4 protein-coding genes, 1 tRNA gene, 2 rRNA genes and 1 pseudogene are annotated in these 12,148 nt (G+C 68.2%); 7 read left to right on the top strand and 1 reads right to left on the bottom strand.

All coding sequences use genetic code 11. The features are described from left to right. The 4 genes from G3I40_RS11765 to G3I40_RS11750 form a co-directional block, all read left to right on the top strand. Window positions 1-335, top strand: a 23S ribosomal RNA gene (locus G3I40_RS11765); the annotation flags it as partial. An 87-nt stretch (window positions 336-422) separates the two neighbouring features. Next, window positions 423-539, top strand: a 5S ribosomal RNA gene (gene rrf, locus G3I40_RS11760). Window positions 540-656: 117 nt separating this feature from the next. After that, window positions 657-1,319: a DegT/DnrJ/EryC1/StrS family aminotransferase gene (locus tag G3I40_RS11755; RefSeq protein WP_164302108.1), complete on the top strand. Its 663-nt coding sequence runs from the start codon at window positions 657-659 to the stop codon at window positions 1,317-1,319. A gap of 86 nt (window positions 1,320-1,405) precedes the next feature. Continuing rightward, window positions 1,406-1,478, top strand: a tRNA-Thr gene (locus G3I40_RS11750). A gap of 73 nt (window positions 1,479-1,551) precedes the next feature. Here G3I40_RS11750 and G3I40_RS11745 read toward each other — a convergent pair. Beyond that, the gene (locus tag G3I40_RS11745) at window positions 1,552-4,173 is read right to left on the bottom strand and encodes a SpoIIE family protein phosphatase (RefSeq protein ID WP_164302107.1); all 2,622 of its coding nucleotides are present in this window, start codon (window positions 4,171-4,173) and stop codon (window positions 1,552-1,554) included. 387 nt (window positions 4,174-4,560) lie between these two features. On the opposite strand from G3I40_RS11745, the gene G3I40_RS11735 reads away from it, so the two are divergent. The 3 genes and pseudogenes from G3I40_RS11735 to G3I40_RS11725 all read left to right on the top strand — a co-directional run. Continuing rightward, on the top strand, window positions 4,561-10,047 hold the full coding sequence (locus G3I40_RS11735) for a HAMP domain-containing protein (protein ID WP_343244899.1): 5,487 nt from the start codon (window positions 4,561-4,563) through the stop codon (window positions 10,045-10,047). Between the two features lie 274 nt (window positions 10,048-10,321). After that, window positions 10,322-11,002 carry a response regulator gene (locus tag G3I40_RS11730; RefSeq protein WP_164302105.1) on the top strand — a complete coding sequence of 227 codons (681 nt, stop codon included), beginning with the start codon at window positions 10,322-10,324 and terminating at the stop codon, window positions 11,000-11,002. Between the two features lie 115 nt (window positions 11,003-11,117). Beyond that, window positions 11,118-12,148 (top strand): annotated as a pseudogene (locus G3I40_RS11725) (cell division protein FtsK); the annotation flags it as partial.

The raw sequence follows: 12,148 nt of genomic DNA, 5'->3' as shown, positions 1-12,148 counted from the left end.
GCGGTACGCGAGCTGGGTTTAGAACGTCGTGAGACAGTTCGGTCCCTATCCGCTGTGCGCGTAGGAGTCTTGAGAAGGGCTGTCCCTAGTACGAGAGGACCGGGACGGACGAACCTCTGGTGTGCCAGTTGTCCTGCCAAGGGCATGGCTGGTTGGCTACGTTCGGAAAGGATAACCGCTGAAAGCATCTAAGCGGGAAGCCTGCTTCGAGATGAGGACTCCCACCCCCTTTGAGGGGTTAAGGCTCCCAGTAGACGACTGGGTTGATAGGCCAGATCTGGAAGCCCGGTAACGGGTGGAGGTGACTGGTACTAATAGGCCGAGGGCTTGTCCTCAGTTGCTCGCGTCCACTGTGTTGGTTCTGAAACCACGAACAACCCCGTACATGGTCACGTACGGTGCGGTTGACAGTTTCATAGTGTTTCGGTGGTCATAGCGTGAGGGAAACGCCCGGTTACATTCCGAACCCGGAAGCTAAGCCTCACAGCGCCGATGGTACTGCAGGGGGGACCCTGTGGGAGAGTAGGACGCCGCCGAACTAAATTTGATAAAGCCTCTGGCCCCGAGCATTTTGCTCGGGGCCAGAGGCTTTTTTGTTGTCTGTTACTTCGCGTTCACGTTCCGCGACCACTATCCAAGCCATGGGCACAGTTGCAATGCTGCAGGCCGCGGGAGTCGGACCCGGTGACGAAGTGATCGTGCCGGCCTTCGGCAACGCCGAGGTCGCCGAGGCCGTCGTACGCACGGGGGCGGCCCCCGTCTTCGCGGACATCGACCCGGACACGTACTGCATCGACCGTGGGAGCGTCGACGTCTGTCTGAGTGCGCGGACAGCCGCCGTCATCGCCGTCCACCGCTTCGGGCACAAGGCCGATGTCGCTGGACTGCTGGACCTCGGGCAGCGGCACGGGCTGCTGGTTCTCGAGCAGGGCGAATCCCAGAAGTCGTACGAGGAAGTGACACAACGGCGGGCACACGCCGCCTACTTGAGCGGACGGCTGAACGGGGTGCGGACGCCCGCAGGGCACGAAGCGCACACCTATCAGCAGTACGTCGTGCGAGTGCCGGGGAACGGGCGACCCGATCGTGACGCCTTCGCTCGCACCCTTCGTGGCAAGGGAATTGAGTGCAGCGTGCCGGTGAAGACGCCCGTGCACCGCCTGCCGGCCTTCTGGCGGGACGTGGCGCTGCCCGAGACCGAGCGGGCCGCCGACGAGACACTGGCGCTGCCCGTCGACGCGACGATGCCGCGGCGACAACTGCAGCGGATGGTGTCCGCCTGCAACGCACTGGGCGGATTGCTGCAGCCGGCCTTCTAGGCGCGGCCGTCGGGCGGTTCGGGAAGGCCCTGAACTTCAGGTATGATCTATTCCGTTGCCAAGCGGGAAACCGCACAAGGCGACCGGCCCCTATAGCTCAGTCGGTAGAGCGTCTCCATGGTAAGGAGAAGGTCAGCGGTTCGATTCCGCTTGGGGGCTCAGGAATTGAGGCTCTCGCCCTGACCGGGCGGGGGCCTTTTTTCATGCCCCCGCCCCCGCCCGACCGGCGGGTTCAGCCGTGGTGGATTTCGGGGACGCGCATCGCGAGGATCGCCATGTCGTCCGACGGTGCGTCGGCTGCGAAGCGCTCCACCGCGCGCATGATGCGGGCGGCGACAGCGCCGGCCGTCAGGCCCGTGCAGTTCGCCAGGACTTCGGCCAAGCCGTCGTCGCCGAGCATGCGGGTGCCCTCGCGGCGTTCCGTGATGCCGTCGGTGACGCAGAGCAGGACGTCGCCGGGATCGAGCGTCATCGTCTGCTCGTACAGCTCCAGGTCGTCCATGACACCGAGGAGCGGCTGCGGTTCGGCGTACGGCTCGACCGTGCCGTTCTGACGCAGGCGGAGCGGGAGAGGGTGGCCCGCGCAGACCATCTTGAGGACCGCCGAGCCGTCCTCCTGCGGCCACAACTCCCCGTAGAGCAGCGTGAGGAAGCGGCTGCGGGCGCCCTCGTCGAGGATCGCCGCGTTCAGGCGCTCCAGTACCGCCGGGCCGCCGAAGCCCTCGCGGGCCAACAGGCGCAGGGCGTGGCGGGCCAGGCCGGTGACGGCGGCGGCCTCCGGGCCCGTGCCGCACACGTCACCGATCGCGAAGCCGTACGCGCCGTCGCGGATCGGGAAGAGGTCGTAGAAGTCACCGCCCACTTCGTTGCCCTCGCCGGCTGCCCGGTAGATGACCTCGACCTCGACGCCGGGGACGTCCGGGAGCTCGGGCGGCAGGAGGCTGCGCTGGAGGGACTGGCTGATGGCCATGCGCTCCGAGTACAGGCGCGCGTTGTCGAGGGCCAGGGCGGCCCGGCGGCTCAAGTCCTCGGCCAGTTCCAGGATTTCCTGGCGGAAGTGCTCGTCGGTGGGCTTGCCGAGCGTGAGCATGCCGATGACGCGGTTGCGGGCGACGAGGGGGAGGACGACGGTCTCGCCGCCGACCGCCGAGGCCGTCGCGAGGGTGGTGCCGATGCCCGAGCTGACGTTCGTCGGCTCGTTCAGGCCGAGGCTCCTCATGGACGTACGCAGAGCCGCTTGGTGAGCGGCCTCCGCCGGCGCCTGCCAGACGCGGGCGCCCGGGGTCGGGACCGGGTCGGGCGGGGCGATCTTGGCGAGGAGCGCCTTGAGGCCGTCGATGCGGTCCTCCTCCTCGTGCAGCACGTACGACAGGTGCGGCTCCGAGGTCTGGTCGGCGATCATGTAGACCGCGCACCAGGTGGCGAGGGTCGGCACCGTCATCTGGGCCATCAAGGCCAGTGTCTGGTCCCGGTCGAGGGTGCCGGCCAGGAGGTCGGAGGCCTCGACGAGGAAGCTGAGGGAGCCGCGCCGGAGCTTCTCCAGTTCGCGCAGGCGCGCCGATTCGACGGCCATCGCGATGCGGTCGGCCGCGAACTGGAGGCGGAGGGCTTCTTCGTTGGAGTAGCGGTCGGGGGACTCCGCGGCCACGCCGAGGGAGCCGGTGAGACGGCCCTCGACCTTCAGCGGGACCGTGACGACCGAGCGCATGCCCGTGCCGTTCAACAGGGGGACGGCGCCGGGGACTTGGGTGAGGTCCTCGTGGACCGCGGGCATGCGCGCCGAGCCGTAGCGGCCCGGGCCGACCTCGACCGGGACGCGGGCGAAGCGCTGGCGAGCCGAGGGGAGGCCGGTGGAGGCGCGCACCTCGAGCTCGGTCTCGTCGTCCGTGGCCAGGAGCAGGAACGCGGAGTCGCCGTCCAGCATGTCGCGGGCGCGCTCCACCGTGCGCTGCAGCAGGCCGTCCAGGTCGTCCGGGGCCGGAGAGCCGATGAAGGTCTCGAAGGCGTCCGCGCCCTGGTTCTCGGCGTGCGTGCCGCTCTCGGGGACGGGGCCGCGCAGGGGCGTCTGCAGCACGGCGCGCTCGTGGTCGCGTACGAGGAGGCAGACCGTGGACGGATCGCCGTCGGTGTCCCGGACGCGCAGGTGCGAGGCGTACACCGGGGCCACGCGGCCGCTGGCGCTGCGGATGCCGTAACTGCCCTCCCAGCGCGAGAGCAGGAGGGCGTCGGCGATGCCGGTGCTGGTGCCGGGGGTGTGCGGCCAGGCGGCGAGATCGGTGAGGGGTTTGCCGGTGACCTGTTCGGCCGCGTAGCCGAAGAGGTGCTCCGCGTCCTCGCTCCACGACGTGATCGCGCCGGTCTTGTCGATCTGTACGACGGCGACGCGGACGCGTTCGTCGGCGAGCGGCAGGAGCTCCGTGGGGAGCGCGGGGCCTGCGGCGCGGGTGCCCACCGAGCGCTCGGGCAGGTCGAGTTGGAACCAGACCTGCTTGTGCGTGGCCGAATAGTCGACGCCCCAGCGGCCCGCGAGCGCCGCGCAGAGCTGGAGGCCGCGGCCGCCCTCGCGGTCGGGGCTGCCCATGTTGATCGCGGCGGACTGGAGCGGGATCTCGCGTTCCGGATAGCGGTCGGAGACCTCGATGCGGACGTGGTCGTCGCCGCGCAGACACAGAACTTCCGCGGACGTGCCCGCGTGGACCACGGCATTCGTCACGAGTTCGCTGGTCAGGACCACGGCATCGTCGATGATGTCGGCGTGGCCCCAGCCCTGCAGGGTGTCGCGCACGAAGGAGCGGGCGGTCGCGACGGATCGCCCGACCGGTTCGAAGGTGGCAGCCGCGCGCGCGGTGATCACAGAACTCCCTGTACGACTCGTGCCTGCTGTACTCGCTGTACGAGTGTCGAGGCTCAGGTCTCCCGTACCCATGTCTCGGCCGCCCCTCCGATGCCCGCTCGTTTTCCGCCACCGCCCAGGCCGGGCGGACCGGGGTGGGTGGACAGCCGCATGCAAGGTTACTTACCTTCGCCGTCCATGCGGATGCCGGTCGCCACTGTTTCCGTCCGGAGGGTGTGCGGACGGTGTGCGAAGCTGCCGAACTGTTATGGCCTGGTTCAGCCATGGTGAAACACTGGGCAAGCTTCCGGGGAAGAACGCATTGAAATCTCGATGTGACGGTAGAAGCGAACCCGAGCACCCAGAGCAAGCAGAGCAGTACAGGTCGACCCCTGCGGGAGGGACACAGTGGAGTCTGGCGCAGCGACGCGGGGCAGGAAAGCGCGCGCGGAAGGCGGACAGTCCCTGACGAAACAGCGCAAATCGCGGAACGGCACCACGACAGTGGACACCGCGGCGCTGAACAGACTGCTGGCCGGTCTCGTCGCGATGCGGGACGGCAACTTCCGCAAGCGGCTCACGGTCAACGGCGACGGCGTGATGGCGGAGGTCGCGGCCGTCTTCAACGAGGTGGCCGACCGGAATCTGCATCTGACCGGTGAGTTGTCGCGGGTGCGGCGCATGGTCGGACGTGAGGGCAAGCTCACAGAGCGGCTGGAGACGGGAGCCTGCGAGGGTTCCTGGGCCGCCGCCATCAACGCCTCCAACGCGCTCGTGGACGACCTCGTACGGCCCGTCTCCGAGGTCGGCAGGGTGCTCACCGCGGTCGCCGACGGTGATCTGTCGCCGCGCATGGAGCTGCGGGCGCAGGTGCCGGAAGGTACCGGGCATCCGTTGCGTGGCGAGTTCCTGAAGGTCGGGCGGACGGTCAACAACCTGGTCGACCAGCTCTCCACCTTCACGGACGAGGTCACGCGCGTGGCCAGTGAGGTGGGTACCGAGGGCAAGCTCGGCGGGCAGGCGCGCGTACGCGGAATGTCGGGTTCCTGGAAGGACCTCACGGATTCCGTCAACACGATGGCGTACCGTCTCACTGCGCAGGTGCGTGACATTGCTCTCGTCACCACCGCGGTGGCGAAGGGCGACTTGTCCCGGAAGGTCACGGTTCACGTCGCGGGCGAGATGCTCGAGCTCAAGAACACCGTGAACACGATGGTGGACCAGCTGTCGTCGTTCTCCTCCGAGGTCACACGCGTGGCCCGTGAGGTGGGCACGGAAGGCGAGCTGGGCGGGCAGGCACAGGTGCCCGGTGTGGCAGGGGTGTGGAAGGACCTCACCGATTCCGTGAACCTGATGGCCGGCAATCTGACGGCTCAGGTGCGCGGGATCGCTCAGGTCACTACGGCTGTGGCGAATGGTGACCTGTCGCAGAAGGTGACGGTGTCGGCGCGCGGCGAGGTCGCCCAGCTCGCCGAGACGATCAACCAGATGACCGAGACGCTGCGTACGTTCGCGGACGAGGTCACCCGTGTCGCCAACGAGGTCGGCGCGGAAGGGCAGCTCGGCGGCCAGGCGAACGTGCCGGGCGCGGCCGGGACCTGGAAGGACCTGACGGACTCCGTCAACACGGTCTTCCGGAACCTCACCACGCAGGTACGTGACATCGCCACTGTCACGACGGCGGTGGCGAACGGTGATCTCTCGCAGAAGGTCACCGTCGACGTGGCCGGTGAAATGCTGGAGTTGAAGAACACCGTCAACACGATGGTGGATCAGTTGTCGGCCTTCGGTTCCGAAGTCACGCGTGTGGCACGGGAGATCGGTGTCGAGGGTGAGCTGGGCGGTCAGGCGCTGGTGGTGGGCGCGGCCGGTACCTGGAAGGACCTCACCGACTCGGTGAACACGGCCTTCCGCAACCTCACCGGGCAGGTGCGCAACATCGCCCAGGTGACGACGGCGGTGGCCAACGGTGACCTGTCGCAGAAGGTCACCGTCGACGTTTCCGGCGAGATGCTTCAGTTGAAGAACACCGTGAACACGATGGTGGACCAGCTGTCGTCGTTCGCCGACCAGGTGACGCGGATGGCGCGCGACGTGGGCACGGAGGGCCGTCTCGGCGGGCAGGCCCGGGTGGACGGCGTGAGCGGTACGTGGAAGGAACTCACCGACTCCGTCAACTTCATGGCCGGAAACCTGACTTCCCAGGTGCGGCAGATCGCTCAGGTCACTACGGCTGTAGCGCGTGGTGACCTGTCGCAGAAGATCGACGTGGATGCGCGCGGCGAGATCCTGGAGCTGAAGAACACCATCAACACGATGGTGGACCAGCTCTCCGCGTTCGCCGACCAGGTGACCCGCGTGGCCCGTGAGGTGGGCACCGAAGGCCGTCTGGGCGGTCAGGCACAGGTGCCCGGCGTCGCCGGCGTGTGGCGCGACCTGACGGACTCCGTTAACGGCATGGCCGGCAACCTCACGGCTCAGGTGCGCAACATCGCGCAGGTCGCCACCGCGGTCGCCCGTGGTGACCTGTCGCAGAAGATCGACGTGGATGCGCGCGGCGAGATCCTGGAGCTGAAGAACACCCTCAACACGATGGTGGACCAGCTGTCGGCCTTCGCCGAGCAGGTGACCCGGGTCGCCCGCGAAGTGGGTACGGACGGCATTCTCGGCGGGCAGGCCGAGGTGCAGGGGGTGTCGGGTACGTGGAAGGACCTGACCCAGTCCGTGAACGGCATGGCCAACAACCTCACCCTTCAGGTGCGCAACATCGCCGAAGTCACTACAGCTGTAGCGCGCGGCGACCTCTCCAAGAAGATCACCGTCGACGCCAAGGGCGAGATCCTCGAACTCGTCACCACGGTGAACACGATGGTGGACCAGCTGTCCGCGTTCGCCGAGCAGGTGACCCGGGTCGCCCGTGAGGTGGGCACCGAGGGCCAGTTGGGAGGCCAGGCGCGGGTCCCCGGCATCACGGGCATCTGGAAGGACCTGAGCGACAACGTCAACCTCATGGCCAACAACCTGACCGTGCAGGTGCGCAACATCTCCCAGGTCGCCAACGCGGTGGCCAACGGTGACCTCACGCGTACGGTCACCATCGAGGCGCGCGGCGAGGTCGCCCAGCTCGCCGACACGTTCAACACGATGGTGAAGACGCTGAGTTCGTTTGCCGACCAGGTCACCAAGGTGGCCCGCGAGGTGGGTACGGACGGCATCCTCGGCGGCCAGGCCCGCGTACCCGGTGTGGCCGGGACGTGGAAGGACCTCACCGAGTCCGTGAACGGCATGGCCTCGAACCTCACCGGCCAGGTGCGCAACATCGCGATGGTCACGACCGCCATCGCCAAGGGCGACCTCACCAAGAAGATCGACATCGACGCGCGCGGCGAGATCCTCGAGCTGAAGACGACGATCAACACGATGGTCGACCAGCTGTCGTCGTTCGCCGAGCAGGTGACCCGGGTGGCCCGTGAGGTGGGCACCGAGGGACAGTTGGGCGGGCAGGCGCGGGTGCGTGACGTGGACGGCACGTGGCGCGACCTGACGGAGTCCGTGAACGAGATGGCCGGCAACCTGACGCGCCAGGTGCGCGCCATCGCGGCCGTCGCGACCGCGGTGACCCGCGGTGACCTCAACCTCAAGATCGACGTCGACGCGGCGGGCGAGATCCAGGTCCTGCAGGACAACATCAACAAGATGATCTCGAACCTGCGCGACACCACGATCGCCAACGAGGAGCAGGACTGGCTCAAGGGCAACCTGGCCCGCATCTCCGGTCTGATGCAGGGCCGTCGTGATCTGGACGACGTCGCCTCGCTCATCATGAGCGAGCTGACGCCGGTGGTCTCCGCGCAGCACGGTGCGTTCTTCGTGGCGCTGCCGGTGGACGACGGCGGCGACCCGGCGGGCGCCCCCGAGAACGCGTACGAACTGCGCATGCTCGGCAGTTACGGCTACTCCATGGGCTCCATGCCGACCTCGTTCCGGCCCGGTGAGACGCTCATCGGCACCGCCGCGCAGGAGCGGCGCACGATCCTCGTGGACAACGCGCCCAGCGGCTACCTCAAGATCGCCTCGGGGCTCGGGGAGGCGCCGCCCGCACAGGTCATCGTGATCCCCGTGCTCTTCGAGGGGACGGTGCTCGGCGTGATCGAGCTGGCGTCCTTCACGCCCTTCACGCAGATCCAGAAGGACTTCCTGGGGCAGATCGCCGAGATGATCGCGACGAGCGTCAACACCATCTCCGTCAATACGAAGACGGAGGTGCTGCTCAAGCAGTCGCAGGAGCTGACCGAGCAACTGCGGGAGCGGTCGGCCGAGTTGGAGAACCGGCAGAAGGCCCTCCAGGCGTCCAACGCCGAGCTGGAGGAGAAGGCCGAACTCCTCGCCACGCAGAACCGCGACATCGAAGTGAAGAACACCGAGATCGAAGAGGCGCGTCAGGTCCTGGAGGAGCGCGCCGAGCAGCTCGCGGTGTCGATGCGCTACAAGAGCGAGTTCCTCGCCAACATGTCGCACGAGTTGCGCACGCCGCTCAACTCGCTGCTGATCCTCGCCAAGCTCCTCGCCGACAACGCCGACGCGAACCTCACCCCGAAGCAGGTCGAGTTCGCCGAGACGATCCATGGAGCGGGCTCGGACCTGCTCCAGCTGATCAACGACATCCTGGACCTGTCGAAGGTCGAGGCGGGCAAGATGGACGTCTCGCCGACGCGCATCGCCCTGGTACAACTCGTCGACTACGTAGAGGCAACGTTCCGGCCGCTGACCGCGGAGAAGCAACTCGACTTCTCCGTAAGGGTGTCGCCGGAACTGCCCACCACGTTGCACACCGACGAACAGCGCCTCCTTCAGGTACTGCGCAACCTGCTGTCCAACGCGGTGAAGTTCACCGACTCCGGCGCCGTGGAACTCGTCATCAGGCCCGCCGGGAACGACGTACCGAACGCGATCCGTGAACAGCTCCTGGAAGCGGGCTCGTTGAGGGACGCCGACGGGGACCTGATTGCCTTCTCGGTGACGGACACCGGCATCGGCATCGCGGCCAGCAAGATGCGCGTCATCTTCGAGGCGTTCAAGCAGGCGGACGGCACGACGAGCCGCAAGTACGGCGGCACGGGGCTCGGGCTCTCCATCAGCCGTGAGATCGCCCGCCTGTTGGGCGGTGAGATCCACGCGGCGAGCGAGCCCGGCCGCGGTTCCACCTTCACGCTGTACCTGCCGCTGCACCCGAGCGAGCTGCCGGCCCAGGGGTACGCGCAGCTGGCCCCGTCCATCGAGCCGGGCCGGCCGCTCGCCCTCGACGCCGCTCCGGAGCCCGCCGAGGTGGAGACCCCGGCGGAGGTGCAGTCGTACCAGGAGACGCAGAACGGGCCGGCCGCGCTCTTCAGGCGGCGCCGCAGGACCGCTCCGGCACCGGAGGAGAGCCCGGACCTCCAGGGGCAGCCGGAGGACGTACAGGAGTCCTGGCAGGACGGCGAGGCCCGCAGCGCCCCCAAGCCGCGGCGCTCGTTCCACTTCGGTGGCGAGAAGGTGCTCATCGTCGACGACGACATCCGGAACGTCTTCGCGCTCACCAGCGTCCTGGAGCAGCACGGACTGTCGGTCCTGTACGCGGAGAACGGGCGGGAGGGCATCGAAGTCCTCGAGCAGCACGACGACGTGACGGTCGTCCTGATGGACATCATGATGCCGGAGATGGACGGCTACGCGACGACCACGGCGATCCGCAGGATGCCGCAGTTCGCCGGGCTGCCGATCATCGCGCTGACCGCGAAGGCCATGAAGGGCGACCGGGAGAAGGCCATCGAGTCCGGAGCGTCCGACTACGTCACGAAGCCGGTGGATCCCGACCACCTGCTGACGGTGATGGAGCAGTGGATGCGCGGTGACTGATCGGAATCCGAGACATTCACGCGGAGTTGCTGACTGAGTGTGGCCGCGGCCGTGTAGAAGTGCGGTAACCGGGGAACCTTCTGGTCTCCCGATGCGTTTCTGCTACGTGCACAGTGACATCTCGGTGACAGGGTGTGGCGACAGGCGGGGTACGGCTACGATGACCGGCACAAGGACGGACGGCGCAAGGGAGTCGTCCCCTGGGGCGGCAAAAGGAGCCTCCCCGAATCCTGCGGACAGGGGCGGCCCCATGCCGGGGCGAGGAGGGCGGGCCATGGTGCAGAAGGCCAAGATCCTCCTGGTCGATGACCGGCCGGAGAATCTGCTGGCGCTGGAGGCCATCCTCTCTGCGCTCGATCAGACGCTGGTGCGGGCATCGTCCGGGGAGGAAGCGCTCAAAGCGCTGCTCACGGACGATTTCGCGGTCATTCTGCTGGATGTACAGATGCCGGGAATGGACGGTTTCGAAACCGCGGCGCACATCAAGCGCCGGGAGCGGACACGAGACATCCCCATCATCTTCCTCACCGCGATCAACCACGGTCCGCATCACACCTTCCGTGGCTACGCGGCGGGCGCGGTGGACTACATCTCCAAGCCGTTCGACCCGTGGGTGCTGCGCGCGAAGGTCTCGGTCTTCGTAGAGCTCTACATGAAGAACTGCCAACTGCGTGAGCAGGCCGCTCTGCTGCGGCTCCAGCTCGAGGGCGGCGGCAGGTCCGTCGGCGACACGAAGGAGCCCGCGGGACTGCTCGCCGAACTGTCGGCGCGTCTCGCCGCCGTCGAGGAGCAGGCCGAAGCGCTCTCCAAGCAGCTCGACGACGAGTCCGCGGACGCGGCGGCCGTGGCCACGGCCGCGCACCTGGAGCGCAAACTCACCGGACTGCGCAGGGCTCTTGATGCTCTGGAGCCCGGCACGGGCAGCGGCGCGCCCACCCTGCCGTCCCAGAACTGAAGCGCTGACGGGGCTTTGAGACCGCGTCAGCTCAGGCACCGTCAGCCCGCGACACAATCGGGTGAAGCACTGGGCACACGTGTCCGCAGGCCTCTCCCCCGGTAACCTCACACCTATGGCCTCACGTCCCGCAGCCAAGAAGACGCCCGCGAAGAAGGCGGCCGCGCCGATCAAGGCTCCGGCGAAGAAGGCCCCTGCGAAAAAAGCTCCCGCGAAGAAGGCCGCGGCGAAGGCCCCCGGCAAGAAGGTCGCGGCCAAGAAGCCCGCTCCCAGGCCGGCGCCCAATCCCACGGGGGGCCTGTACAAGCTCGTGCGCGCCCTGTGGCTCGGCGTCGCGCACAGCGTGGGGGCGATGTTCCGCGGCATAGGGCGTGGCGCGAAGGGGCTCGACCCGGCGCACCGCAAGGACGGTCTGGCGCTGCTGCTGCTCGGCATCGCCCTGATCTGCGCGGCCGGCACCTGGTCGAATCTGCGCGGCCCGGTCGGCGATCTCGTCGAGGTGCTGGTGACCGGCGCGTTCGGCCGGCTCGACCTGCTGGTGCCGATACTGCTGGGCCTCATCGCCGTACGCCTCATCCGCCACCCCGAGCAGCCCGAGGCGAACGGGCGCATCGTCATCGGCCTGTCCGCGCTCGTCGTCGGCATCCTCGGCCAGGTCCACATCGCGTGCGGCTCGCCCGCGCGCGACGACGGCATGCAGGCCATAAGGGACGCGGGCGGGCTGATCGGCTGGGCGGCCGCGACGCCGCTGACCTTCACCATGACCCAGGTGCTCGCGGTCCCGCTGCTCGTCCTGCTCACCGTCTTCGGTCTGCTCGTCGTCACCGCGACGCCGGTCAACGCGATCCCGCAGCGGCTGCGCCTGCTCGGCGTGCGGCTCGGTGTCGTGCACGACGACACGCCCGTGCAGGAGCCCGACGCGGGGGAGTACGACGAGGAGTGGCGCGAGGCCGAACCCGCGCGCCCGAGGCGGCGTCCCGCGGCCCCGGAGGCGTACGACCCCGACCGCATAGAGCAGGACGCCCTCTCGAAGCGGCGCAGGCCCCGGCGCACGTCCGTACAGCCCGCCATGGAGCGGCCGATGGACGCGGTCGACGTCGCCGCCGCGGCGGCCGCCGCGCTCGACGGGGCCGTGCTGCACGGCAT

This window comes from Streptomyces sp. SID14478 (genome assembly GCF_010548525.1).
Taxonomy (GTDB): domain Bacteria; phylum Actinomycetota; class Actinomycetes; order Streptomycetales; family Streptomycetaceae; genus Streptomyces.
Note: the sequence above shows the minus strand (reverse complement) of the source record. Positions and strands in the feature narration are given on the sequence as shown.

Bases quoted from the DNA above. Each gene is read 5' to 3' on its own strand.
- G3I40_RS11755 (WP_164302108.1), top strand. From the start codon at position 657: ATGCTGCAGGCCGCGGGAGTCGGACCCGGTGACGAAGTGATCGTGCCG.
- G3I40_RS11730 (WP_164302105.1), top strand. From the start codon at position 10,322: ATGGTGCAGAAGGCCAAGATCCTCCTGGTCGATGACCGGCCGGAGAAT.